At 63.2% G+C, this 25477-nt stretch carries 26 protein-coding genes; 9 read left to right on the top strand and 17 right to left on the bottom strand.

What is annotated here, in order from left to right; genetic code table 11:
* Window positions 1-6: 6 nt before the first annotated feature.
* The 11 genes from NKT35_RS16645 to fliE all read right to left on the bottom strand — a co-directional run bounded on the left by NKT35_RS16645 (window position 7) and on the right by fliE (window position 9092).
* Complete coding sequence (locus tag NKT35_RS16645; RefSeq protein ID WP_254295030.1) at window positions 7-441, bottom strand: flagellar basal body-associated FliL family protein; 435 nt, start codon at window positions 439-441, stop codon at window positions 7-9.
* Between the two features lie 24 nt (window positions 442-465).
* The gene (locus NKT35_RS16640) at window positions 466-1497 is read right to left on the bottom strand and encodes a flagellar hook-length control protein FliK (protein WP_254295028.1); all 1032 of its coding nucleotides are present in this window, start codon (window positions 1495-1497) and stop codon (window positions 466-468) included.
* Window positions 1494-1781 (bottom strand): ABC transporter substrate-binding protein, encoded by a 288-nt coding sequence (locus NKT35_RS16635; protein WP_254295026.1) that lies wholly within the window; start codon window positions 1779-1781, stop codon window positions 1494-1496. Before NKT35_RS16635 ends, NKT35_RS16640 begins: the two co-directional genes overlap by 4 nt.
* A complete protein-coding gene (gene fliS / locus NKT35_RS16630) occupies window positions 1774-2160 on the bottom strand; it encodes a flagellar export chaperone FliS (RefSeq protein ID WP_254295024.1) in 387 nt (128 codons plus the stop codon). Before fliS ends, NKT35_RS16635 begins: the two co-directional genes overlap by 8 nt.
* A gap of 24 nt (window positions 2161-2184) precedes the next feature.
* Window positions 2185-3534, bottom strand: coding sequence for a flagellar filament capping protein FliD (gene fliD, locus NKT35_RS16625; protein WP_254295022.1), 1350 nt, complete (start codon window positions 3532-3534; stop codon window positions 2185-2187).
* 79 nt (window positions 3535-3613) lie between these two features.
* A complete protein-coding gene (gene fliJ, locus NKT35_RS16620) occupies window positions 3614-4051 on the bottom strand; it encodes a flagellar export protein FliJ (protein ID WP_254295020.1) in 438 nt (145 codons plus the stop codon).
* Complete coding sequence (gene fliI / locus NKT35_RS16615; RefSeq protein ID WP_254295019.1) at window positions 4048-5361, bottom strand: flagellar protein export ATPase FliI; 1314 nt, start codon at window positions 5359-5361, stop codon at window positions 4048-4050. The genes fliJ and fliI overlap by 4 nt, the downstream gene beginning before the upstream one ends.
* Window positions 5362-5363: 2 nt before the next feature.
* The gene (gene fliH, locus NKT35_RS16610) at window positions 5364-6035 is read right to left on the bottom strand and encodes a flagellar assembly protein FliH (RefSeq protein WP_254295017.1); all 672 of its coding nucleotides are present in this window, start codon (window positions 6033-6035) and stop codon (window positions 5364-5366) included.
* Window positions 6032-7078, bottom strand: coding sequence for a flagellar motor switch protein FliG (locus NKT35_RS16605; RefSeq protein ID WP_254295015.1), 1047 nt, complete (start codon window positions 7076-7078; stop codon window positions 6032-6034). The genes fliH and NKT35_RS16605 overlap by 4 nt, the downstream gene beginning before the upstream one ends.
* The gene (gene fliF, locus NKT35_RS16600; RefSeq protein ID WP_254295013.1) at window positions 7062-8735 is read right to left on the bottom strand and encodes a flagellar basal-body MS-ring/collar protein FliF; all 1674 of its coding nucleotides are present in this window, start codon (window positions 8733-8735) and stop codon (window positions 7062-7064) included. Before fliF ends, NKT35_RS16605 begins: the two co-directional genes overlap by 17 nt.
* 15 nt (window positions 8736-8750) lie before the next feature.
* Window positions 8751-9092 (bottom strand): flagellar hook-basal body complex protein FliE, encoded by a 342-nt coding sequence (gene fliE / locus NKT35_RS16595; protein WP_254295011.1) that lies wholly within the window; start codon window positions 9090-9092, stop codon window positions 8751-8753.
* A gap of 233 nt (window positions 9093-9325) precedes the next feature.
* Here fliE and NKT35_RS16590 point away from each other — a divergent pair, with 233 nt between their 5' ends.
* The 8 genes from NKT35_RS16590 (at window position 9326) to NKT35_RS16555 (ending at window position 16683) form a co-directional block, all read left to right on the top strand.
* Window positions 9326-10171, top strand: coding sequence for a FliM/FliN family flagellar motor switch protein (locus tag NKT35_RS16590; RefSeq protein ID WP_254295009.1), 846 nt, complete (start codon window positions 9326-9328; stop codon window positions 10169-10171).
* 11 nt (window positions 10172-10182) lie between these two features.
* Window positions 10183-10527 carry a flagellar motor switch protein FliN gene (fliN, locus tag NKT35_RS16585; RefSeq protein WP_254295007.1) on the top strand — a complete coding sequence of 115 codons (345 nt, stop codon included), beginning with the start codon at window positions 10183-10185 and terminating at the stop codon, window positions 10525-10527.
* A complete protein-coding gene (gene fliP, locus NKT35_RS16580; RefSeq protein ID WP_254295005.1) occupies window positions 10527-11273 on the top strand; it encodes a flagellar type III secretion system pore protein FliP in 747 nt (248 codons plus the stop codon). Before fliN ends, fliP begins: the two co-directional genes overlap by 1 nt.
* A gap of 12 nt (window positions 11274-11285) precedes the next feature.
* Window positions 11286-11558 (top strand): flagellar biosynthesis protein FliQ, encoded by a 273-nt coding sequence (fliQ, locus tag NKT35_RS16575; protein WP_149296101.1) that lies wholly within the window; start codon window positions 11286-11288, stop codon window positions 11556-11558.
* Window positions 11555-12340, top strand: a complete 786-nt coding sequence (fliR, locus tag NKT35_RS16570) for a flagellar biosynthetic protein FliR (RefSeq protein WP_254295003.1) — start codon at window positions 11555-11557, stop codon at window positions 12338-12340. Before fliQ ends, fliR begins: the two co-directional genes overlap by 4 nt.
* Window positions 12333-13472, top strand: coding sequence for a flagellar type III secretion system protein FlhB (gene flhB / locus NKT35_RS16565; protein ID WP_254295001.1), 1140 nt, complete (start codon window positions 12333-12335; stop codon window positions 13470-13472). The genes fliR and flhB overlap by 8 nt, the downstream gene beginning before the upstream one ends.
* A complete protein-coding gene (locus NKT35_RS16560; protein ID WP_254294999.1) occupies window positions 13469-15559 on the top strand; it encodes a flagellar biosynthesis protein FlhA in 2091 nt (696 codons plus the stop codon). Before flhB ends, NKT35_RS16560 begins: the two co-directional genes overlap by 4 nt.
* 254 nt (window positions 15560-15813) lie before the next feature.
* A complete protein-coding gene (locus tag NKT35_RS16555; RefSeq protein WP_254294997.1) occupies window positions 15814-16683 on the top strand; it encodes a helix-turn-helix domain-containing protein in 870 nt (289 codons plus the stop codon).
* 113 nt (window positions 16684-16796) lie between these two features.
* Here NKT35_RS16555 and NKT35_RS16550 read toward each other — a convergent pair whose 3' ends face one another.
* From NKT35_RS16550 to NKT35_RS16525, 6 genes are all read right to left on the bottom strand, one after another.
* Complete coding sequence (locus tag NKT35_RS16550; protein ID WP_254294995.1) at window positions 16797-18311, bottom strand: SpoVR family protein; 1515 nt, start codon at window positions 18309-18311, stop codon at window positions 16797-16799.
* A gap of 23 nt (window positions 18312-18334) precedes the next feature.
* Window positions 18335-19615 (bottom strand): YeaH/YhbH family protein, encoded by a 1281-nt coding sequence (locus tag NKT35_RS16545; RefSeq protein ID WP_254294989.1) that lies wholly within the window; start codon window positions 19613-19615, stop codon window positions 18335-18337.
* A gap of 155 nt (window positions 19616-19770) precedes the next feature.
* Window positions 19771-21699, bottom strand: a complete 1929-nt coding sequence (locus NKT35_RS16540; RefSeq protein WP_254294987.1) for a PrkA family serine protein kinase — start codon at window positions 21697-21699, stop codon at window positions 19771-19773.
* Window positions 21700-21996: 297 nt separating this feature from the next.
* Window positions 21997-22314: a PilZ domain-containing protein gene (locus NKT35_RS16535; RefSeq protein ID WP_371926367.1), complete on the bottom strand. Its 318-nt coding sequence runs from the start codon at window positions 22312-22314 to the stop codon at window positions 21997-21999.
* Entirely contained in the window at window positions 22301-22858 is a 558-nt protein-coding gene (locus tag NKT35_RS16530; RefSeq protein ID WP_254294985.1) for an NUDIX domain-containing protein, read from the bottom strand. Before NKT35_RS16530 ends, NKT35_RS16535 begins: the two co-directional genes overlap by 14 nt.
* Complete coding sequence (locus tag NKT35_RS16525) at window positions 22845-23402, bottom strand: DUF2062 domain-containing protein (protein ID WP_254294983.1); 558 nt, start codon at window positions 23400-23402, stop codon at window positions 22845-22847. Before NKT35_RS16525 ends, NKT35_RS16530 begins: the two co-directional genes overlap by 14 nt.
* A gap of 185 nt (window positions 23403-23587) precedes the next feature.
* Here NKT35_RS16525 and NKT35_RS16520 point away from each other — a divergent pair, with 185 nt between their 5' ends.
* Complete coding sequence (locus tag NKT35_RS16520; protein ID WP_254294982.1) at window positions 23588-25372, top strand: acyl-CoA dehydrogenase C-terminal domain-containing protein; 1785 nt, start codon at window positions 23588-23590, stop codon at window positions 25370-25372.
* Window positions 25373-25477 lie beyond the last annotated feature (105 nt).

Raw genomic sequence — 25477 nt, 5'->3', positions numbered from 1 at the left:
CGCGGTTTATTCGATGATCAGCTTGCTGACCATCACCTCGCTGAAAGGCCTGTCCATGCGCTCGCGCAGGTAAATGCCCAGGTAAGCCTTGTCCAGCAAGCGTTGGTAATCGTCGATGTTCAAGGCGTTGGCGCGCTCGCGGCTCAGTTGCGACAAGGCCCGCACCGCCACGCTCTTGAGCAGCGGCAGCTGCGACTTGACCTTGGCTTCATTGTCCGGCGTCGAGCGGAACACCAGGTCCACCGCCATATACTTGGGATCGCCGCCGCTTTCGCTGCGCAACATCACGATGATCTTGTCCAGGCTGACAAAACGGTAATCGACCGCTTGCGGCTTGATGGGCTCGTCCAGCGCCGGGCTTTGGTAATACCACCAGCCGCCGCCCGCCAGCGCCGTCAATACCGCGACCACGGCGGCCACGATCAGGATCCTGCCCTTCATTCATCCATCCTTTCGTCCGCCTGCTTAGCTCAGGCGGAATGATTCGGTTTCTGCCTCGTCAGCCAATTGCAAGGCGCGTCCCGGCTGCGACTGCTGTTGCTCGCGCCCCTGGCGCCCGCCCTGCCCCTGGCCTGGCAGCGCGCCCTCGCGCACTTCCACCGCCACCTGGGTGTACTGGCGGCTGTTCAAGTCTTGCCGCAAGGCATCGCCGATGTTTTGCAGCTGGCGAACCACCTCGCCGTGCGAGGCGGTGAACTCCACCGTCAGCGCGCCCGCCTGATGGCGGATGGCGATCTCCAGCGTGCCCAGCGCCGGCGGATCCAGCCGGATGGTGGCGCGGTCCATGCTCTGGCTGCTCATCACCTGCAAGCGCTCGCCCAGCGCCGCCTGCAGCTTGCCGCTCCAGCTTTCCGGCTTGGCCGCCGGCAGGGATAGCGCGAAGGGCTCGGCCTTCTGCCCGCTCTCCGGCAGACGCAAAGCCGCCGGCAGAATGGCCGGAGCGGGCGATGCCGGCGCCGCCGCATCCTTATCCGCCAGCGCGGCCAATTGCTCGCTCAAATTCATCGTCAGCGCCTGTCGCGCCGAATCGGCGGGAGCGGACGCTGTCCGCGAAACCTCTGCGTCGCCGCGCGCGGACAGGCCCTCAATGCCTGCGCTCGCGGCGGCGGGCGCCGCGCCAGGCTGCGCCGCAGACGGCATGATGGCCTGCAGCAGTTGCCAAGCCGGCGCGGGCTGCAAGGCCGGCGTCAGCGCCGCGTCGACGGGCTTGGCGGGCTTGCTTTCCTCATCCTCGCCTTCCGTCGAAGACGGCTTGGCCGGAACGGCGGCTTGACCCTCTGGCGCAGCGGGCGCCAAGCCGGCGTCGGCCTGAACGCCGTTCGGCAAGGGCGCCGTTTCATCCTCGCCCAGTCGGGGTTGCGCATTCTGCAGCGCGTCGGCGAAATTGTCGGCGGCGCCGGCATCCAGCCAGGAAAGATCATCCAGCGCGGCCGCGACCGCGCCTTCATCGCCCGCGTTCGCCGCTGCCGGCACTTGCGGCGGAGCCACTCTCGTCATTGCTGCTCCCATTCGGAAAATTGCGCGTAGGCCAATTGACCCTCGCGCTGGCCGCCCATGCCGGCCAACCGGTGTTGCAAAGCGTCCAGTTCGGCCTGGCTGGCGGCCATGGCCTGGCGGTAAGCTGCGGACAAGGCGGCGCGGTCCGCCGCGTCCAGCTCCGCCAGCCTTTCGGACAGCATCCGGCGCAAACGCAGATCCAGAGCGGACAGCGCCTCCCAGTCCCGCTCGCGGCCGGCTTCGACGACCGCCTGGCACCAGCGCGCCACCTCGGGCTTAGGCATGCTGGTCCCGCACGCCCATCCAGCCGCCCTTGAGCTTGAGCAGCAAGGCCTCGGCCTCGTCCAGCGCCGCCTCATCCAAAGCCACGCTGGCCTGGTACAGCTTGTGCGCGCAGTAGTCGTACAGCCGCGCCAGGTTGGCCACCACCTCGCCGCCGGTCTCGAAATCCAGCGCGCTGGACAAGCCGTTGAGGATGTTGATGCACTTGGTGATGCTTTCGCCCTTCTGCTCATAGCGCTGCTGGCGGATGTGGCCGCGGGCGCGGGCGATTTCCTCCAGCAAGCCGTCGAACAGCACCAGCACCAGCTCCACTTGATTGGCCGAATGGGTCTGCGCTTCCAGATTGACCGCGTGGTAGCTGCGGTAGGCTTCGTAATCCACGGTATTGATCCTGCTTGTCTGCTATCAGTTGAAATTGAACATGCCCATCGTCTGGGTCATCTGGTCCTGCATGCTTTGCAGCTTGGTGAACTGCGCCAGATAACGCTGGTAAGTGGCTTCGTACTGTTTCTGCAAAGCGTCCTGGCGCCGGTCCAGGTCTTTTTGCTGGCGATCGCCGCTGTCGCGCCGCTGCTTGAGCAGGCCATTGCTGTAATTCAGCCACTTGTCGAGATAGTCGCTGCTCTGCTTGAGCGCGCCGTCCTGGCCCGCGCCGTTGAAATAGCGGTCCAAGGCGTCCGGGGCCGCCTTCAGCGTCTCGCCCAATTTCTTGCTGTCCAGCGTCAGCGTGCCGTCGCGGCTGGCGCTGATGCCCAATTTGCCAAGGGTGATCCCGTCGTAGGACTGGCGCAGAATGGTGTTGAGCTGGCTCTTGAGCGCGCGCACGCTGGAGTCGTCGGCGAAGGCCGCGCCGGGCTTGCCGCTGGAGCCCGGCTGCGACAGATCGGAAATCGCCTTGTAAATCTTGTTGTAGGCGTCGACGAAGGACTGCACGTTGGCGTTGGTGTCGCTGTCGCTGCGGCCGATGGACAATTGCAGCGGCGGATCGCCGTCCTTGCTCAGCTTGTTGACGGTGAAGCTGACGCCCTCGATGTTGTCGAAGGTATTGGAGCCCTGCTGCAGACGCACGCCCGCGCCCTTGCCGCCCATCCAGGCGATGGCGTCTTGCGCCTTGCTCAGCTCCTTGGGCGCAGACAGGCCGGCCTTCAAGCCCGCGTCAGTCACGCCGCCCAGATCCAGAGAAATCGCGTTTTTCTCTCCGCTCTTGCCCGCCGACAGCACCAGCTGGCTGACGCCGTTATTGGTAAGCACCATGGCGTTGACCTTGCCGGCGTTGCCGTCGGCGCGGTTGATCGCCAGCGCCAGCTCGCTGGGCGTCAGCTTGCCGTCGCCGTCCTTGTCCACGCCATCCAGCGCCACAGTGAAGCTGTCGCCGCCGGCCAGCTTGATGGTGAATTTATCGCCGGCCTTGGCCGTCGCGCTGGCGAGCTCGCCCATCAGCAATTGCTGCGAGCTGGCCAGCTGCTCGACGAAGACGCTGTAATTGCCGGCCTGGGCATTGCCCTTGGCGCTTACCGTGGCCGCGCCGTCCGGCGTGGCGGTGGCGCTCATCGCCGACAGGCTTTTCTTGCCGGTCAAGGAGGTCAAGCTGCCTTTGTAGTCCTGCAGCGCCTTCTGCAATTGGCCCAGCGCGTCGCCGCGCGCCTTCGCCGCCTTGGTCTGGGTATCCAGCTGCTTTTGCAGATTGCCCAGGCTGTTGCGGGCCAGGTTGTCCGCCCAGGTGCTGGGCGGCATCGCGTTGAAATCTATTCCCATTGCGCTCTTTCCTTGTCGGCTGCCGGTAATGCAGTTAACAGGCGACCGGAAGCGGGCCGCGCTGAAACAACGTGAATTTTCACCATCCGCCGCGCCCTCTCAGCCAAACCTGCCCGGCGGCTTCGTCGCTGCGTTTTTGCTCGCCTCGCGCCGCGGTTTCGCGCCACTCCGCGAGCTTTTCGTCGCGCAGCCTCCGCGCCTGCTCTTCGCGGCAACGCGCGGTCTGAAGCCGCTGGCGGCTGATTTCGGCATCGGCCGCCGCCAGTTGCATGTCTTGCTGCTGCGACTGGCGCAAGCCTTGCAGATGGCGCTTGTAATCGGCGCAGTTGAGCGCCAGCGCCGGATGCGGGGCCGCGCCGCTGGCGCCGCTGGCGGACGACAACTCGTCCAGCCGCTCGATATTGCGGCGATAGCGTTCCTGCAGCCGCCGTTTGGCCGCCAATTCGGCTTCCAGTTTTTCGCCGTCGCGTTCGCGCAGCTGCAGCAGCAGGTTCAGTTGATCGATGGCTTGATTCATGCTCGGGCCAGCTCCTGCATCCGCTGCCGGACATCCTCGAACGGCGCGCCTTCGTCCGCGCCTTGGCGCAGCCAGGCCTCGATGGCCGGCTGCAGACGCAGCGCGCGGTCAGTGGCGGCGTCCGCGCCCGGCACATAGGCGCCCAAGGGCAGCAAGCCGCGCACTTCCTGATAACGGCTCCAGGCGCCGCGCAGTTCGCGCGCGGCGGCGGCATGCTCGGCAGTGATCAGCTGGCTCATGCAGCGGCTGACCGAGCGGGAAATGTCGATGGCGGGATAATGGCCGCGCTCGGCCAGCTCGCGGCTGAGCACGATGTGCCCATCCAGAATGGCGCGGGCGGTGTCCACTACCGGGTCTTGCTGATCATCGCCTTCGGCCAGCACGGTGTAGATGGCGCTCATGCTGCCCTCGCCCCTGTCGCCGTTGCCGGCGCTCTCGGCCAGGCTGGGCAGCAGGCCGAACACCGAGGGCGGATAGCCGCGCGTGGCCGGCGGCTCGCCCAGAGCCAGCGCCACCTCGCGTTGCGCCATGGCGTAACGGGTCAGCGAATCCACCAGCAGCAAGACGTTATGGCCCTGATCGCGGAAGTGCGCGGCTATGGTGTGGGTCAGCTCAGTTGCCTTGAGCCGCATCAGCGGCGACTCATCGGCCGGCGCCACCACCAGCACCGCCTTGGCCAGCCCTTCCGGCCCCAAGGCATGCTCGACGAACTCGCGCACCTCGCGGCCGCGTTCGCCTATCAGCCCCACCACCACCACATCGGCCTCGGTATGCCGGGTGATCATGCCCAAGAGCACGCTCTTGCCGACGCCGGAACCGGCGAACAGGCCGACACGCTGGCCGCGACCTACCGTCAGCAGGCCGTTGATGGCGCGCACGCCGACATCCAGCGGCGCGGCAACCGGGTTTTTCTTCAGCGGATTGATTTGCGGCGGATGGGCGGCCAGCGGAAACTCGCCGCCCAGACGGCCCTTGTCGTCCAGCGGCTCGCCCAGGCCATTGACGATGCGGCCCAGCCAGCCGTCGCCTATCATCAGGCCGCCGTTGTCAGGCGCGGGCACGACCCGCGCGCCGGTAGTCAAGCCCACCGGCTTTTTGAACGGCATCAAGAAAGACACTTCGCGCCTGAAGCCCACCACCTGCGCCTGAAGCCAGCCGCCGCCGGCGGTTTCCACCAGACAGCGCTGGCCAGTCTCCAAGGGGCAGCCCACGCTTTCCAGCAAGAGGCCGCTGACGCCCACCAGCTTGCCGCTGATGGTGGCGACCGGGGTGTCCGGAATGGCGAGCTGGCTGAGGGTCTGGCGCAGCATGCTTAGCTAGGCTCCGTTTGCAGCTGCTCGCGCAGGCTGTCCATGCAGTGCTTCAGCCGCTGCTGGCAGCCGGCATCGGCCTCGGACGAAGCGGCCCGCACCCGGCATTCGCCCGGCGCCAGCGCGTCGTCGGCGATCAGCTTCCAGCGGGCGGCGCGCTCAGGCGCCAGCTCCTGGATGCGCTGGCATTCTTCCGGATTGAGCAACACTTCCACTTCGCCCTGGCTGTGCGCGTCTTGCGGCAGCGCGGCCAGCGTTTCCTCCACCAGGTCCAGAATCTGCGCCGGTTTCAGCGCCAGCTCGCAGCGGATCACCTGGCGCGCCACCTTGGCCACCAGATCCACCACTTCGTCGCGCTGGGCGGCCTGGTAATCGCGGCACAGCTGGCGCAACTGCTCGATGGCCGACTCCAGCGGCGCGCCCAGCGTCTCCAGTCCGGCCAGCGTTTCGGCGCGCGCGGCGGCCATGCCCTCGGCTCGGCCCAGCGCCACTCCCGCCTGATAGCCGGCATCGCGGCCAGCCGCCTCGCCGCTGTCGTAGCCTTCGCGATAACCGGCATCCATGCCTTGGCGGAAGCCATCGGCGGCGGAAGCCTGCACCTCGGCGGCCGCCATCGGCTCCAGCGGAGCGCCTTCGATCAGCGGCGGAAAACGGAAGGTGCGCCACTGCTTCATTCCACTACCTCTTCAGGGAATAATTGCAGGTCGATCTCGCCGGCGTCGGCCAGCTGCCGCACCTGGGCCATGATTTCGCGGCGGGCTTCCTCCACCCGGCTCTTCGGCACCGGGCCGGAGCGGCGCATGGTGGCCTCGAAGTTTTGCGCCTGGCGGCGCGGCATGGTCTGGATGATGGCTTCGCGCACCGCGGGCTCCGCGCCCTTGAGCGCCACCGCCCACAACTCCAGCGGCACATCCTCGCAAATGCGCATCAGCACTTCCTCGGTCTGGCGCGACAGGATGAAGAAGTCGTACATGCGCACTTCGATCTCGTCGACGATTTCCGGGTCGTGCGCGCGCAGCAGCTCCATCATCTGGCCGCGATCGCCCTGCAGGCGGTTGAGAATGTCGGCGGTCTGCTGCATGCCTTCCACCACGGTGCTTTGGGTGTGCAGGCTTTCCAGGCAGCGATTGACCAGTTCGTCCAATTCATCCAGCAACTCGCGGTCCACGTCTTTCAAACGGGCGATGTGCGCCAGCACGCTGTCGCGGCTGACGGCCGGCAGCGCCTCCACCACCTGGCCGGCCAGGGCCGGCGGCAAGAAGGCGAGGAAGACGGCCTGCATCCGCACATGCTCGGCGGCGATGCGGTCGGCCAGCCATTGCGGCGATACCCACTGCAGCCGCGCCATCTTGGGGCGGATGGCGTCGCCGTAAATGGTATCGAGCACGCTGCCGGCGATGTCGCCGCCCAGTGCCAGCTCCAGCGAGCGCTTGAGGAAGCTGCGGCTGGCGCCGTGGACGCCGCTTTGCTCGCGGTATTCGTCAAAGAAACGCTGGATGGTGGTGCGCACTGCGTCCACCTTGATGCCGCTCATGCTGGACATGGCCTGCGTCACCTGCAGCAGCTCTTCGCGGCTCAGGCAGCGCAGCACCGCCGCGGCAGGCTCCTCGCCCATGCACAGCATCAGCACGGCGGCTTGCTCGATGGCGCTCATCTGGCCATTGGCGCTGGCCGGCAGCGGCGCGGCCGCCGGTTCGAAATTATTGTTTACGTCCATTGTTCTGCACCCATTGTTTGACCACCTCGGCGACGCGTTCCGGCTCCTTGGCCGCCAACGCCTTCAGGTGATCCACCATCACATCGACCGGCGAGCCGGCCGGCGGCAGATCGTAATTTTCCAGCAAGGGCACCACCGGGCTGTCGCCAGGCGCGGCGGACAGGGCCGCCTGGCGCTGGGCGGCGGCCTCGCGCAGCGGACGGTTGTCCAGCAGCGGGTCTTCCGGCGTCACGTCCACCTCGCCAGGGGCGAAGTCCGCCAGCTTGCGCTCGGCCAGGCGCTGCGCCAGCCGCAGCAGCGGCCGCGCCAGCAACAAATAAGCCAGCAGCAAACCCAGGCCGTAAACCAGCCAGCGCGCGCCCTCGAACCAGGTTTCCGGCTGTTCCCACAGCGGCGGCTCCTGCGAGACAGCGGCGAAATTGAGAGTGGAGACGGCTAGCACGTCGCCGCGGACCGCGTTGATGCCCAGGCCGTTGCGCAGCAACTTGTCGATATTGGCCAGGTCGGCCTGCTGCCAGCCGCGGCGGCCCGGCGCGGCGCCCTGATTCAGCACCACGGCCACGCTGAGGCGGCGCAGCGTGCCGCGGGCGCGCTTGATATTGGTGATATTGCGGTCGTAAGCATACTGGCGAGTGACGGCGTTCTTGCTGTTGCCGGCCTTCTCGCCCGCGCCGCCGGAAGCGTCGGTATTGACCGGGCGGTTGCTCAGCGAGCCCGGCACGCCCAGCGCCATGCGCTCGGTGCTGGTTTCTTCGCGCGAAGCCTCATTGGTGACCTTGGGCGCTTCGCCGTATTTCTCGCGCGTCTCCTCAACCTTGTCGTTGTCCACCTCGGCGGTGACGCTGACTTTGAAATTGTCCGCGCCCAGCGTCGGCCCCAACAGGTCGCGCACATTCTGCAAGGCCTCCTGGCGGAAGCGCTTGGCCGCGTCGCTGTCGTTGCCCACCATGCCGCCTTCGGACAGATCGACATGGGCGGACAGCAGATTGCCGGCCTGATCGACCAGCGTCACCTGCGCCGGATCCAGCGTGGAAACGCTGCCGGCCACCAGCTTGACCACGGCGGCGATCTGCTCGTTGCTAAGCTGCTGGCCGGGCTTCAGGGTGGCGACGACGGATGCCGAGCCCTTTTCCGAGCCGGCGGTGACAAAGGAAGTCGTCCGCGGCAGCGACAGGTGCACGCGCGCGCTCTTGACCGGATCCAGCGCCTGGATGCTCTGCGCCAGCTCGCCCTCCAGGCCGCGGCGGAAGCGCACGTCCTGCACAAACTGGCTGACGCCCAGCGGGTCGTTCTTGTCCAACAGCTCCAGGCCGGCCGGCAGCTGCGCCACCACGCCCTTGGCCGCCAGTTGCATCCGCACTCGGCCCAATTGATCTTCCGGCACCAGCACCTGGCCGGTTTGCGGGTGAATCCGGTAAGGGATTTTCTCGGCGTCCAGCGCCGCCATCATATCGGCGGCGCTGACTTTTTCCTGCGCTCCGAACACCGGCTTGTAGCTGGCGTCGTCGCGCCACAGCCATAGCGTCAAGGCCACGCTGAAGCCTACCGCCAACAGCACGATGGGCAAAAGATAGCGCCAGGCCTGAGCCGGCATCAGTTGGCGGCCATTCAGCCGCTGCTGGAATGCGGCCAGGCCGCTGCGCAATTGTTGAACCACTGTCTGCTTCCCCGCTTACAGCTGCATCTTGATCAGCTCGTCCACCGCGCCGACCACCTTGTTCCGCACCTGCATCAGCATGGAGAACGACAGATTGGCCTCCTGGCTCATCAGCATGGCGCCGACCAGATCGTCGCTCTGGCCGCTGTCCACCTCGGTCATTTTTTCCGAGGCCAGGCGGTTCTGGCCGTCCACGTCGCGCACCGCGTCCATCATGGCCTGGCCGAAACCATGGCTCTGGCTCGCGCCCGGCTCATGCGCGGCGGGGCGAGGGGCGATGTCTTTCCCCATGGCGGACATGTCGCCCAGCAACTGGCTGCGGTCGGCGTGGATCATCATTGCCAAATTGGCGGACATCGCGGCTCCTTAAAGCACGGTTGAAAAATCTCGACTCATGCCCCCGCGGAGAATCCAATGCGGATCTTGCAAGAGGGCTGGCGGATTTTAAACTCAATGATTTATTACACCGTTGGTATTTTTCACAATGTCAACCGTGAATTTTCCCCCTTTACCGCTGTCCGCCAGTCAGTAAGATGCACACTCCCAGCAATCGCCGGGGCGTGCTCGCGCCGGCCAAAACGAAAACAGCCATGCCCAAAGCCAAAATCGTTGCGCCGGAGGAAGGCGCCAGCCTGCAGGCCTTGGACCTGCGGACCCTGGGCCGCCCCACCCATCTGCTGCCGCTGTTCGCCCGCGCGCTCAGCCAGGAGCTGGAGGATTTCTTCGACCGCGAGCTGAACCGCCGCTACCACGCCGGCTTCCGCATCGCCGCCTTGCGCCAGCATTTGCCGGCCCAGGACGAGTTGCGCTGGCAATGGCATCAACTGGGCGAATGGCAGCTGGGCAGCCATATCGACCGCGCCCTGCTGTTGGGCATTCTGGACTACCGCTTCGGCGCGCCCGCCGCCCCGGAGCAGGCGGAAACCGCCCTGCCCGCCGAAACCGAAACCGAGCGCCGGCTGCGGCGCAATCTGGCCGAGCGGCTGCTGCCGCGGCTGGCCCGCGCCATCCACAAGCTTGGCCACACCGCGCCGGGGGAGCAGACGCCGCGCACCCTGCCTTACGCGCCGGTCGCCGCCTGGCAGCTGGAAATCGAACTCTCCGACGGCGACGCGCCGCGCGGCGCCTTGCGGCTGCGGCTGGATGCGGCCGCCCTCGACGCGCTATTGGCGCGGCTGTCCAGCCAACGCCCCGCCGGCGTTGCGCCTCAAGCCGCCGGCAGCTTCGCCGAACTGCTGAAGCTGAAACTCAGCGCCGCGCTGCTGGAGCAAACCCTGCCCTTGGGCGCCATTCTCGATCTCAAGCCCGGCAGTGTGCTGCCGGTCGCCCTGCAAGCGCGCGCCGACGTCAGCGTGCGCGGCAAGCCGCTGTTCACCGCCCAGGTAGCGGAACGGCAAGGCAAGCTCTGCCTCAGCGGCTTTCACGCCGCCGAATGAAAGGAAAGCATATGGATCTGAACCAAGATTTCGACCTGGACGGCATTCTGGATGGACTGGATGCCCCCGAGGCCGCGCCGGCCCAGGCCGCCGCCGCGCCGCGCGACATGAGCGCCTTTTTGCGCAAGATTCCGGTCAAGCTCACGCTGGAAGTGGGCGGCGCGGACATCTCGCTGGCCGACTTGTGCCAGATCGGCCCCGGTTCGGTGATCGAACTGGACAAGGTGGCCGGCGAGCCCTTGGACATCAAGGTGAACGGCACGACCATAGGCCGCGCCGAGGTGGTGGTGTCCGGCGACAACTACGGCTTGCGCGTGGTGGAATTGAACGATCTGCAGCTGGACAGCCTGGCCTGATGAAACGCGTCCTTCCCGGGCTGCCCGCCATCGCATTCGGCCTGCTGCTCGCCGCGCCCGCCTGGGCCGAGCCCTTGAAGCTGCTGACGGCCAACGCCGGCGGCGCGGCGGTGGACTTCACGGTCAAGACCCAGATCCTGATCCTGATGACGGCGCTGGGCCTGCTGCCCATCCTGGCGCTGATGATGACCAGCTTCACCCGCTTCGTCATCGTGCTGTCCTTGCTGCGCCAGGCGCTGGGCCTGCAACAGGGCCTGCCGAACCGGCTGATCACTGGCGTGGCGCTGATCCTGACGCTCTTGGTGATGCGTCCGGTGGGCCTGCAAGTGTGGAATGAGGCCATGGTGCCGTTCGATCAGGACAAGATCACCATGCAGCAGGCGCTGGAAGTCGCCGCCAAGCCGGTCAGCCGCTTCATGCTGGCGCAAACCAGCAAGGCCGCGCTCAGTCAGGTGGCGCGCCTGTCGGGCGAGTCCGACACGCTCAAGCCGGAAGACCACGCCTTCACCGTCAAGCTGGCGGCCTTTGTGCTGTCCGAGCTGAAAACGGCTTTCCAGATCGGCTGCATGCTGTTCATCCCCTTTTTGGTGATAGACCTGGTGGTGTCCAGCGTGCTGATGGCGATGGGCATGATGATGCTGTCGCCGCTGGTGATTTCGCTGCCACTGAAATTGCTGTTGTTCGTGCTGGTGGACGGCTGGTCGCTGACCGTCAACACCCTGGTCACGTCGATACAGGCTTATTGAGGATCCCGCCCCATGCTGACCCCGGATATCGCCGTCGACATCGTCAACGACAGCCTGCGCGTGGTGGTGACGCTGGTGGTGCTGCTGGTGCTGCCCAGCCTGATCGTCGGCGTGGTGGTGAGCCTGATCCAGGCCGCCACCCAGATCAATGAACAGACGCTATCCTTCCTGCCCCGCCTGCTGGTGGTGCTGCTTACCATCGCGCTGGCCGGGCACTGGATCACCGGCTATCTGATGGACTTCTGCGTCGCCATGTTCCAGCGCGCCGCCAGCCAGGTCGGATGAGCATGCAGGGCCTGTACGCCCAGTGGCTGGACCTGATCCCCGCCGTGTGGTGGCCGTTTTGCCGCTTGCTGGCGGCGTTCAGCATCGCGCCCTTCATCGGCGACGCCGTCGTGCCGCTGCAAGCGCGCATCGGCTTGGCCCTGGCGCTCGCCGTCGCCTGCATTCCCGGCATGCCGGCGCATTCGCCCATCGACCCGTTCACCCTGCACGGCATCGCCGCCAGCGTGGAGCAAGTGATCATCGGCCTGTTGTTCGGCCTGGCCTTTCAACTGACCTTGTCCATCCTGGCCTTGCTGGGCTTCTTGCTGTCCTCGCAGATGGGCCTGTCGATGGCGGTGATGAACGACCCCGGCAACGGCAACAGCTCGGACGTGGTGTCCAGCCTGCTTTACCTGTTCGCCGCGCTGCTGTTTTTCGCCATGGACGGCCACCTGGTGCTGGCGCAAGTGGTGTACGCCAGCTTCCGCGCCTGGCCGCTGGGCGGCGGCATTCCGCAAGCCTCGCTCGGCGCGCTGGCCGGCAGCGTGGGCTGGGTGATGTCGGCGGCGATGATTCTGGCCCTGCCGGTGGTGTTCGCCACCTTCGTGGTGCAAGCCGGTTTCGGCATGATCAACCGAGTGGCGCCGGCGCTGAATCTGTTTTCGCTGGGTTTCCCGGTGGTGACGCTATTCGGCCTCGGCACCCTCACCTTGCTGATGCAGGTGCTGCCGCCGCAATACCTGAGCCTGAGCGAGCAAACGCTGCGGCTGTTGAACCAGTTGCTGGAGATGGGCCATGGCTGAGGCGCATCAGAGCGACAAAACCGAAAAGGCCACGCCGCAGCGGCTGCGCAAGGCGCGCGAGCAAGGCCAGGTGCCGCGCTCCAAGGACCTGGCCGCCGCGCTGGGCCTGATCCTGGCGCTGAAGCTGGTTTTCTGGCTGGCGCCCGGCTGGCTGGACGACTTCCGCCAGCTGTTCGCCCTCGCCTTCGCCTCGCTGTCCGGCCAGGGCGCGCTGGAAAACAGCTGGTCCAAGCTGTTTGGCGGCACGCTGCTGCTGATCTTGAAAATGCTGGCGCCGCTGGCCGTCATCCCGGCGCTGATGCTGGTCGCCAGCCTGTTTCCCGGCGGCTGGGTGTTTGTGCTGAACCAGCTCAGCCCCAAGTTCGAGCGGATGAACCCGCTGGCGCACTTCTCCCGGCTGGCCTCGCCCAAGCACGCCAGCGAGATCGGCAAATCCATCGCCAAGGCGCTGGTGCTGGGCTGGCTGCTGTACCGCATCGCCAGCGCCTCGCTGCATGATTTCTTCGCCTTGCACAGCATGCCGCTGCTGCCCACCCTGGCCGGCGCGGCCGACCTGCTGCTGGGCGCGCTGATCCAGCTGGCGGCGGTGTTTTTGCTGTTCGCGCTGGCCGACCTGCCGCTGCAATGGTTTCTGTTCCTCAAGCAGCAGCGGATGAGCAAGCAGGAAATCAAGGAAGAGCACAAGAACACCGAAGGCCGGCCCGAAGTGCGCCAGCGCATCCGCCAGGTGCAGCGCCAACTGGCGCAGCGCGGCGTGCGCAAGGCGCTGCCCGGCGCCGACGTCATCATCGTCAACCCCAGCCACTACGCAGTGGCGCTGAAGTACGACGAAGACCGCGCCGAAGCGCCCTTCATCGTCGCCAAGGGCGTGGACGAGATGGCGCTGTACATCCGCCAATTGGCGGACGAACTGAAACTGACGGTATTGCCGCTGCCGCCCTTGGCGCGCGCGGTGTACCACACCACCCAGGTCAACCAGCAAATCCCCGCGCCGCTGTATCGCGCGGTGGCGCAGGTTTTGACCTATGTTCTGCAACTGAAGGCGTTTCAGGCGGGTAGCCGCCGCAGCCGGCCCTTGCTGCCGGATCTGTCGGTCCCGCGCGAATTGTCCGATCCCGATCCCGCACCATGAACTCGCTGACCAAACTGCTGGCCGATATCGGCCGCCACAAGCTCGCCGCCCCGCTGTTCCTGCTCGCCATCCTGGCGATGGTGATGCTGCCCCTGCCGCCCTTGGCGCTGGACATGCTGTTCACCTTCAACATCGTGCTGGCCATCATCGTGATCCTGGTCAGCGTGTCGGCGCGGCGGCCGCTGGATTTCTCGGTATTCCCCACCATCATCCTGGCCACCACGCTGATGCGCTTGTCGCTGAACGTGGCCTCCACCCGCGTGGTGCTGCTGCACGGCCATGAAGGGACGCATGCCGCCGGCCGGGTGATCGAAGCCTTCGGCAATGTGGTGATAGGCGGCAACTTCGTGGTCGGCATGGTGGTGTTCGTCATCCTGATGATCATCAACTTCATGGTGGTGACCAAGGGCGCGGAACGGATTTCCGAGGTGTCGGCGCGCTTCACGCTGGATGCGCTGCCCGGCAAGCAGATGGCGATCGACGCCGACCTGAACGCCGGCCTGATCAACCAGGAACAGGCCCAGCAGCGCCGCCGCGACATCGCCACCGAGGCGGACTTTTACGGCGCGATGGACGGCGCGTCCAAGTTCGTCCGCGGCGACGCCATCGCCGGCATCCTGATCCTGATCATCAACCTGTTCGGCGGCGTGGCCATCGGCGCGCTGATGCACAATCTGACGATGGGCGACGCCTTCCGCCAGTACGCGCTGATGACCATAGGCGACGGCCTGGTGGCGCAGATACCGGCGCTGCTGCTGTCGTCCGCCGCCGCCATCATCGTCACCCGCATCAGCGACGACGGCGACATGCAGCAGCAGGTGGGCAGCCAGATGCTGGCCTCGCCGGTGGTGCTGATGAGCGCGGCCGGCATGATGCTGGTGCTGGCCATCATCCCCGGCATGCCGTGGCCCACCTTCCTCGGCTTCGCCGCGCTGCTTGGCTTTGTGGCCTGGCGCATGCACGCGCGCCGGCCGGTCGCCGCCAGCTCGCTCAATCAGACCGCGATCAAGGCGGCGCTGCAGGGAGAGGCGGACGTCGAACTGGAGTGGAGCACCCTGCCCTGCGCCGACACGCTGGGCGTGATGCTGGGCTACCGCCTGGTGACGCTGCTGGACGCCGGCCAGGGCGCGCCGCTGACCAAACGGGTGAAGGGCGTCAGGCAAGGCCTGTCCGAGCAGATGGGCCTGCTGTTACCGACAGTGAGCCTGCGCGACGATCTGCGTCTCAAGCCCTCGCAATACGCGATCCAGATTTCCGGCAACACCGTGGCCGAGGCCGAGGTGTACGCAGACCGGCTGATGGCCATCCCCTCGCCTGAGGTGTACGGCGATATCGACGGCATTCCCGGCATCGACCCGGCATTCGGCATGCCGGTCAGCTGGATTGACCTGAACGACAAGAGCAAGGCGCTGGGCCTGGGCTATCAGGTAGTGGACTGCGCCAGCGTGGTGGCGACCCATCTGAACAAGGTGATGCGCGAGCATCTGGCCGAACTGTTCCGCCACGATGATGTGCTGTCGCTGGGCGAGCGGCTCTCCTCCTTGGCGCCCAAGCTGGGCGCGGCGCTGAATCAGGCGCTGACGCCGGTGCAATTGCTGAAAACCTATCGGCAGCTATTGCAGGACGGCGTATCGCTGAAGGATATCGTGCCGGTCGCGACCGCCCTCCTGGAGGCCAGCGACGCCACCAAGGATCCGATCATGCTGGCGGCGGAGGCGCGGGTGGCCATCAAACGCCAGATCATCCAATCCATAGCCGGGCCGCGCGGCGAGCTGAAGGGCTTCAATCTGTCCGCCGATCTGGAAAACCTGCTGCTGGCGGCGCTGGGCCAGGCGCAGCAAACCGGCAAGCCGCAATTGGACAGTTTTCCCATCGACCCCAACATCCTGCAGCAGCTGCAAGCCAATATGCCGGTGGCGCGCGACCAGATGAAGCAACTGGGCCAGCCGCCCATCTTGCTGGTGATGCCGCAGGTCCGCCCCATTTTGGCCCGCTATGGGCGCTTGTTCGCGCCGGGTCTGCATGTGCTGTCTTACAACGAGATTCCGGAAGACCGCCAGGTCAGCCTGACCGGCACATTGGGATGATAGATCGCATTTTTTGCAAAAAACTGAATGAGGCGCTTGGCGCTTGAAGCCGATGAATCGGCTAAAGCGCTGAATGGATAGCAATCCCGACATTCTTGCCGAAAATATTCATTTTGATTTTTTTGCATGTTGTGAAAATGCAAAGGCATGATTCGCAAAACAAGAAAATTCGCAAAAACTGACATTTCGGCCAAGCATGCCGTGCGCATGGGTGATAACATGAGGAATATGAACTTCATGTGACGGGAGCGGCCATGACTTCGCCTAAAAACGCCAACGAAATCATCTGCGACAATATCCGGCAACAGCTGGAGCAATTCCAATGGCCCGAGGCCCAGCAGGCCGGCCTGGTCGAACAGATCCTGGGGCTGAGCACATCGCAAGCCTACCGCAAGCTGAACGGCAGCAGCCCGTGGCAAATCAGCCAGGTGGAACGCCTGGCGCAGTATTTCAACACTCCGGTTTCCGGCTTGTTGGTCGACCACAGCCAGCAAGCCCATGCTCAGCAGAATGAAAACGAGCTGATTCCGGCCATTCTGCATTTGACCAGCCAAAGCGGCGAAGCGCACTGCTGGGTCCAGCTGGGCGACTCTCTGGAAGACGACTCCTGCGCCCCGCTGTTGATGGCCAAGCGGCTGCATGACTGTTGGCACGTCTTCCCCGGCACCCAATTCAGCGGGGAAGACGGCTACGAAGTCACCTACCTGACCATACGTCCGCCCAAGCGCGCCAACACCAAACGGCTGCTGGTGGCAGTGCTGGACGATAAAGACGCCGACTTGTTGTCGGCCATCCTGGTGCAACAAGGCCTGTTCGCCCTGCCCTACAGCCATCCGCAGATGCTGTTGCAGGCGCTGCGGCATGAAGAGTTCGACGCTTTCGTGCTGGACTGGGTGCTGGGCGCGGATACCAATTGCATGGAAATCATCCAGATCATCCGCAGCCAGTTCCCCACCGTGCCCATCATCGTGCTGACCGGCTACGCGCTGGAGCACGAAGCCGAGCTGTCGCAAGCCTTGCAAACGCACAATGTCTATTACATAGGCAAACCGACGCCTGGCTCCATCCTGGCCCTGCAAATCAAGAACATGGTCACCAACGCCATAGAGCAAACGCCGGCCTGACATGCTTTAGGGCGTATCACGCCGTCTTTTTCGCCGCCGATTCGGATGACAGATTTGGCGGCGGAAATAAAGAAGCCCGGCATCGCCGGGCTTTTTGCGCTTTCCCTTTCGAGTCAGCTGATCGTCGCATCATGCTCCGCCTGCACTTCATAAGCCTGCTTCACATCGCCGTTGCCGTCGACGCTCTCCAGGCGGACATTGAAGCCCCACAGCCGGCAAACATGCTTGAGCACCTCCTGCGCGCTTTGCTCCTCCAGCGGACGGCGATTATGCATGGTGTGGCGCAGCGTCAGGCTGCGGTCGCCGCGCACATTCACCGACCAGACCTGGATGTTGGGCTCGCGCGAACCCAGATTGTATTGCTCGGCCAGCCTGAAGCGGATGTCTCGATAGCCGTCCTCGTCATGGATGCAGGACACTTCCAGCTTGTCGTCCCGGTCATCATCCCGGATGGCGAACAAGCGGAAATCGCGAATCAGCTTGGGCGACAGGTACTGCGAGATGAAGCTTTCATCCTTGAAGTTGCGCATGGCGAACTCCAGTGATTCGCGCCAAGGCGTGCCTGCCAGATCGGGGAACCAGACGCGGTCCTCATCGGTGGGCGCTTCGCAGATGCGCTTGATGTCCTGATACATCGAGAACCCTAGCGCATAAGGATTGATGCCGCTGTACCAGCGCGCGGTCACCGGCGGCTGGTTCACCACATTGGTATGGCTCTGCAGGAACTCCAGCATATAGCCATCGGTGATCAGCCCCTTGTCGTACAGGCGATTCATGATGGTGTAGTGCCAGAACGTGGCCCAGCCTTCATTCATCACCTGAGTCTGCCGCTGCGGATAGAAATACTGCGCCACTTTGCGCACGATGCGCACCACCTCGCGCTGCCATGGCTCCAGCAGCGGCGCGGATTTCTCGATGAAGTAAAGCAGGTTCTCCTGAGGCTCGGAGGGAAAGCGCGGCGCCGACTTGCCGGCATCGTCCTTGTCTCGCTTAGGAATGGTGCGCCACAGATCATTCACCTGCATTTGCAGATATTGCTCGCGCTCTTCCTGCCGCGCCTGCTCCTGGGCCAGCGACAACTTCTGCGGCCGCTTGTAGCGGTCCACCCCGTAATTCATCAGCGCGTGGCAGGAGTCCAGCAGCTCCTCGACCTCGTCTATGCCATAACGCTCTTCGCACTTCATGATGTAGCTCTTGGCGAACACTAGGTAGTCGATGATGGCCGAAGCGTCGGTCCAGGAGCGGAACAGGTAATTGCCTTTGAAAAAGCTGTTGTGCCCATAAGCGGCGTGAGCGATCACCAAGGCCTGCATCATCATGGAGTTTTCTTCCATCAGATAGGCGATGCAGGGGTTGGAGTTGATCACGATCTCGTAGGCCAATCCCATCTGGCCGCGCTTATAGCTTTTCTCGGTGGAAACGAAATGCTTGCCGTAACTCCAGTGATGATAATTGACCGGCATGCCGACCGAGGCATAGGCATCCATCATCTGTTCCGCGGTGATGATCTCCAGCTGATTGGGGTAGACATCCAGCTTGAATTCATCGACCGCGATCTCGCGGATGGCCCGGTCATAATCGCCGACCAGCTCAAAAGTCCATTCAGACCCGGTTGAAATCGGTTTCATGCGTCCCCCTTCTCGCGCTTTCTTCATGCTCCGGCCCTGCTTCCTGCCGGCTGGCGCTTGAACAGCTCGCGGAACACCGGATAGATGTCCGAGGCCGAACGTATTTTCTGCATGGCGAACTGCGGGCTGTGCGCCTTGACTTTCAGGTACTCGTACCACAGGTTCTGCGGTTCACCTTCTGTAATTTCGATGTAGGCGAAGTACTGGCAGTAAGGCAGCAGATTTTCCTCCAGGATGCGGCCGCAATTGGCCGAGTCGCTATCCCAGTTGTCGCCGTCCGAGGCCTGCGCGGCATAGATGTTCCATTCGCTGCTGGCGTAACGCTTGCGGATGACGTCGCTCATCAGATTAAGCGCCGACGACACCACGGTGCCGCCGCTTTCTCGCGAATGGAAAAAGTCCTGCTCGTTCACCTCGATGGCGCTGGTATGGTGGCGGATGAACACCACTTCGATCTTCTCGTAATTGCGCTGCAGGAACATGTACAAGAGGATGAAGAAGCGCTTGGCCATGTCCTTTTTTTGCTCGTCCATCGAGCCGGACACGTCCATGATGCAGAACATCACCGCCTGGCTGGTCGGTTTGGGCTGCTTGACCCGGTTGTTATAACGGAGATCGAATGGGTCGATGAAAGGGATATTCGCCAGCCGCTCGCGCAACTGATGGATTTTCTGGCGCTTTTCGCGGACCTCCAGCCCGCTGTCGTCGTCGGATTCTATCAGCGTATCCAGCTCTTCTTCCGCGTCGTCCAGCTTGGACAAGGTCGGCGCCGCCATCGCCACCCGGCGCGCCAAGGCGCCGCGCAGCGAGCGGACGATGTTGATATTGGCCGGCGTGCCGTCATTGGTGTAGCCGGCGCGCACCGTTTTCAACTCTTCAATGCCCATCAACTGGGTTTTGATCAGATTGGGCAGCGCCAAATCATCGAAGAAGACATTCATGAATTCTTCGCGCGACAGCTGGAACACGAAATCGTCTTCGCCCTCGCCGTCCTGACTGGCCTTGCTGCCTCCTCCGCCCGCGCCGCCCTGCGGACGGGGAATGCGGTCGCCTTTGATGAACTCTTCATTGCCGGGATGCACGTTCTCCCACACCCCGCCCTTGCCATGATGGAAATTCGGTTCGGAAATGTCCTTTACCGGAATGGAGACCTTTTCCCCGCTTTCGATATCGGTAATGCTCCGCCCCTTGATCGCCTTGGAGACGGCTTCCTTGATTTGCGCCTTGAAACGGCGAAGAAAGCGCTCGCGATTGACCGCCGACTTGTTCTTGCCGTTGAGGCGTCTGTCTATGATATGGGACATCGCCACCTCTCTTGCGCACAGCCGCAGGCAGACGCGACGCGATGGCGCCGTCGCTGCCCGAGCTTGCGCGCTGTTGTGTCTCCTGGCCGCAGCGCCTGCATGGCCCTGCCCCTCCAGCCGCTCCGCTTAACGACAAGCAGAGCGGCGCGGATGGATTACGAGGACTTGCGCACGCGCAGATACCATTCGCACAGCAAACGGACCTGCTTGGCGGTATAGCCCTTTTCCACCATGCGGTTGACGAAATCCTCGTGCTTCTTGGCGTCCTCGGCGCTGGCCTTGGCATTGAACGAGATCACCGGCAGCAATTCCTCGGTGTTGGAGAACATCTTCTTCTCTATCACCGTGCGCAGCTTCTCGTAGCTGGTCCAAGTCGGATTCTTGCCGCCGTTGTTGGCGCGGGCCCGCAATACGAAATTGACGATCTCGTTGCGGAAATCCTTGGGATTGGAAATCCCAGCCGGCTTTTCGATTTTCTCCAATTCGGCATTCAAAGACGTGCGGTCGAAAATCTCGCCGGTATCCTGGTCGCGATATTCCTGATCCTGGATCCAGTAATCGGCGAAGGTGACATAACGGTCGAATATGTTCTGGCCGTATTCGGAATAACTTTCCAGATAAGCGGTCTGAATTTCCTTGCCGATGAATTCCACATATTTCGGCGCCAGATATTCCTTCAGGAAAGTCAGGTATTTCTGTTCCGTTTCCGCCGGGAATTGTTCACGCTCGACCTGCTGTTCGATCACATACAGCAAATGCACCGGATTGGCGGCCACTTCGCTATGGTCGAAGTTGAATACCTTGGACAGGATCTTGTAGGCGAAGCGGGTGGACAAACCCGCCATCCCCTCATCCACGCCGGCGTAGTCGCGGTATTCCTGCAGCGACTTGGCCTTGGGATCGGTGTCCTTCAGGTTCTCGCCGTCATACACCTGCATCTTGCTGTACAAGCTGGAGTTTTCCGGCTCTTTCAGCCGCGACAGCACCGCGAACTGGCCCATCATCTTCAGCGTGCCGGGGGCGCAAGGCGCCTTGCCCAAGGAGGAGTTGCGGATCAACTTGTCGTAGATCTTGATTTCCTCGTTGACGCGCAGGCAATACGGCACCTTGACGATGTAGATCCGGTCGAGGAAGGCCTCGTTGTTCTTGTTGTTGCGGAACTGCTTCCATTCGCTCTCGTTCGAGTGCGCCAGGATGATGCCTTCGAAGGGGATGGCGCCGAAGCCTTCCGTGCCCTTGAAATTGCCTTCCTGGGTGGCGGTCAGCAGCGGGTGCAGCACCTTGATCGGCGCCTTGAACATTTCGACGAATTCCAGCAAACCCTGGTTCGCCAGGCACAAGCCGCCGGAGTAGCTGTAAGCGTCCGGATCGTCCTGGGCGTACTTTTCCAGCTTGCGGATATCGACCTTGCCCACCAGCGAGCTGATGTCCTGGTTATTCTCGTCGCCCGGCTCGGTCTTGGCCACTGCGATCTGCTTCAGCACCGACGGGTAGCGCTTGACCACGCGGAACTGGCCGATGTCGCCATTGAATTCGTGCAGGCGCTTCACCGCCCAGGGGCTGGGGATGCCTTTCAGGTAGCGGCGCGGAATGTTGTATTGCTCTTCCAGAATCGGGCCATCCTCGTCGTAGCTGAACAGCGACAGCGGCGACTCATTGACCGGGCTGCCCTTCAGGCAATAGAAGGGCACCAGCTCCATCAGCTCCTTGAGCTTTTCGGCGATGGACGACTTGCCGCCGCCCACCGGCCCCAGCAGGTAGAGAATCTGCTTCTTCTCCTCCAGCCCTTGCGCGGCGTGGCGGAAATAGGCCACCACCTGCTCGATGACTTCCTCGGTGCCGTAGAAGTCGCGGAAGGCGGGATAGACCTTGATGACCTTGTTGGAGAAAATGCGCGACAAACGCGAATCGTGGCGGGTATCCACCAGTTCCGGCTCGCCGATCGCCGCCAGCATGCGCTCGGCGGCGGTGGCGTAGGCGCCCGGGTCCTTCTTGCACAGCTCCAGGTATTCCTGGATGGTGTACTCTTCCTCGCGGGTCTTGTCGTAGCGCACTGCGTAGTGGCTGAAGATATCCGGGTGCATGACTCTCTCCTGGCTGGTAGCAGGGGCACAAGCGCTGGGCTTTGAACGCGCGCCGTTCCCCTTATGAATTAGAGTGCTGACATTGTCTCCGGTTCTTATTGTGGGTATAGCATAAATGGCCTGCTCGCTGCTCCGCAATTGGGCAAATTAAGCCGGCAAGCCAATGAAAAGCGGCAAAGCTATTGAATTGGATGAAAAAATCCAGATATGGATTTTTTGTAACAAATGATGAATTTTATTAACGTCCCGATTTCAATCAAACTCGGGAATAAAAGGCTGGAATTGGGAGGAGACCTGTCAACTCTTGCGCAGCAAAATGCGCACGCCGACTTCATATATAAGACCACGCTGCACCTCATTGCAACGCCTAACTTCCACTTCCGCTTCGAACGGTTTGCCGGCCACGCCGCCCACCGACGGCACCAGCACGATGACATTCAACTTCTCGCCGAACTGCGGCACAAAAGCCGAGCGCAGCGCCATCCCGTCAACAGACAGGTCGACGCATTCGCCATAAAAGGTTTCGCCGGTCAGCAGCGACTTGATGCGGGCCTTGCAGCCCATGGAAACCCGCCGGCCGCGCCGGCGATCATAATACGCGTCAAATCGGGACACCCCTCATCCTCCCGCCCAGGTAAGCCGCCAGCCAATGCAGGCCGACAATCGACTTGCTGTCGCAAATCCGGCCGTCCAGCGACATGTCCATCACCTCGCGCAATGGCAATGTCAGCACTTCGAGAAACTCGCCGTCATCCAGCTGTCTTTCGCTAAGTGTAAGACGACGCGCCAAATAGTAGCTGATTTTTTCATTGGAATAACCAATGCAAGGATAGGCCGTTCCCAGGTGAAGCCATTCTTGAGCGGTATAGCCGGTTTCCTCCAGCAATTCCCGCTTCGCCGTGCTTTCGGGCGGCTCGTTGGGATCGATCTTGCCGGCGGGGATCTCGATAAACTCGCGGCCTGCGGGATAGCGGTACTGGCGCTCCACAATCAGCTGCTCATCGTCAGTCAAAGCCAATACGGCAACCGCGCCGGGATGGAGGATGTACTCCCTCTCCGCCTCCTTGCCGTCCGGCAAGGCCACTTTATCCCGATGCACCTTCAGAAAACCGCCCTGATGCACCACCTCGGTCGACAATTGCTTTTCAAACAGATCCACACTTTTCCTTTCGATTGTTCCAGGCGCTTAAAACCGACCAACGCCACAGCACGCGGGTAAACACATAGCCGGCGACGCCCAGCGCCAGCCCCAGCGCCGGCATGCCCACCAGCAAGGGCCATCCCAGCTGGATCAGCCATTGCAAAGTCGCCTGCAGCCAAGCGCTCAAACCGAGCGAAAACAGGCTGGGCGGCGCCGTCACCACGCCCGCGCCACTCACCCCCAACAGCCACCCGCCCAGGCAATACGCCAAGTAGTACAGCGGCAGCACCGTCAAAGGATTGCTGTACAAGGACACCACCATCGCAGTCGGCAGATTGACCCGCAACAACAAGGCCAGCGCCAAAGCCGTCGCCTTCTGGGTGAAACCCGGCATCACGCCGGAGTAAAGGCCGACCGCCACGCCCATCGCCACCTTGCGGCGATTGAAAGCCCAATACTCGGGCTTGTCCAGGCATGGCGCCAGCCAGCTCAACCATGGACTGGCGAACCATTGATGGCGTTGCGAGGAAAAACGCCTCACTTTTCTTTTCAGCCAACTCATGCCCGATTCATATCCCGCGTTGCCGTTACACCACACTTAAAGCCTGTTCCCCTACGCCAACAGTTGTCAAAACCGCCGGAATAATTTAAACAAGCGTTTGAATTAAATCGCCCCATGCCGGGGCCATCACAACAAGCCATCCCTGGAACCCGCCAGGCCGCAAAAAACCGAACTGGAGAAGCCACATGCCTGCATACAAATCGCCGTTGCGCGATTTCAACTTCGTTCTGAACGAGCTGATCAAGGTACAGGACATCATTCCCACGTTGCCGGGTTATGAAGAAGCCACCCAAGACATCTTCAGCGCCTACCTGGAACAGGCCGCGCAGTTCTGCGAATCGGAACTGGCGCCGCTGAACCGCCAGGGCGACGAGGAAGGCTGTCAGTTCGACAGCGCCACCAAATCGGTCACCACGCCGGCGGGCTTCAAGGAAGCGTACAAACAATATTGCGAGCTGGGCTTCCCCGCCCTGGACTGCGATCCGGCCTATGGCGGACAAGGCATGCCCAAGAGCATGGCCTTCCCCATCATGGAAATGCAGTGCTCGGCCAACGTGGCCTGGTCGATGTACCCCGGCCTGTCCCACGGCGCGTATTCTGCCATTCATGCGCACGGCACAGAAGCGCAAAAAGCGGAATATCTGCCCAAGCTGGTAGACGGCAGCTGGACCGGCACCATGTGTCTGACCGAACCGCACTGCGGCACCGATCTGGGCCTGCTGAAAACCAAGGCGGAGCCTAACGAAGACGGCAGCTACCGCATCACCGGCACCAAGATCTTCATCTCGGCCGGCGAACACGACATGGCCGACAACATCATCCACCTGGTGCTGGCCCGCCTGCCGGACGCGCCCAAGGACGTGAAGGGCATCTCGCTGTTCATCGTGCCCAAGTTCCTGGACGACAAGAGCCGCAACGCCGTCTCCTGCGGCAGCCTGGAACACAAGATGGGCATCAAGGCCAACGCCACCGCGGTGATCAATCTGGATGGCGCCAAGGGCTGGCTGATCGGCGAAGCCAACAAGGGCCTGGCCTGCATGTTCACCATGATGAACGCCGCCCGCCTCGGCTGCGGCATGCAGGGCCTGGGCATAGGCGAAGCCTCGTTCCAGGGCGCGCTGGCCTACGCCCGCGAACGTCTGCAGATGCGCGCGCTGAACGGCCCCAAGTGCCCGGACAAGGCTGCCGACCCCATCATTGTCCACCCTGACGTGCGCCGCATGCTGCTGACCCAGAAGGCCTACACCGAAGCTGGCCGCGCGCTGGCCGCGCTGCTGGCGCTGCAGCTGGACATCGAAGACAAGCATCCGGACGCCTCGGCCCGCGAAGACGCCGCCGATCTGGTGGCGCTGCTGACGCCGGTCGCCAAGGCCTTCATGACCGACAACGGCTACACCGCCGCCAATATGGGCATGCAGGTGTTCGGCGGACACGGTTTCATCCGCGAATGGGGCATGGAACAGCTGGTGCGCGATTGCCGCATCTCGCAAATCTACGAAGGCACCAACGGCATCCAGGCCATCGACCTGCTGGGCCGTAAAGTGTTGCTGGATCAAGGCAGCAAGCTGCGCAAGTTCACCAAGCAGATCCACAAGTTCTGCCAGCAGTACGAAGGCCACGCGCAACTGGGCGAGTTCGTCAATCCGCTGTCCAAGCTGATGAAGGAAATCGGCGAGATCACCATGGGCGTGGGCATGGCCAGCATGCAGAACAAGGATGAGGCCGGCGCGGCCGCCACCGACTATCTGCGCCTGATCGGCCACCTGACCTACGCCTGGCTGTGGGCGCGGATGGCCGAAGTGGCCTACGCCAAGCTGGGCCAAGGCGAAGATGGCTTCTACAACGGCAAGATCGCCACCGCGCGCTTCTATTACGCCAAGCTGCTGCCGGAAGTGGAATCGCTCAAGGCCAGCATCAAATCCGGCGCCAAGACGCTGATGACGCTGGAAGACGAGCACTTCGCTTTCTAAGCGCCTTCAGCAACCGCGGGCATGACGCCAAGCGTCACCCGCGGGCTGCTTGCCATACCGAAGACGGAACGCCCAGCCATGCCGGGATTCCGTCTTCGCATTATA

This window comes from Chromobacterium sp. IIBBL 290-4 (assembly GCF_024207115.1).
Classification (GTDB): domain Bacteria; phylum Pseudomonadota; class Gammaproteobacteria; order Burkholderiales; family Chromobacteriaceae; genus Chromobacterium.
Note: the sequence above shows the minus strand (reverse complement) of the source record. Positions and strands in the feature narration are given on the sequence as shown.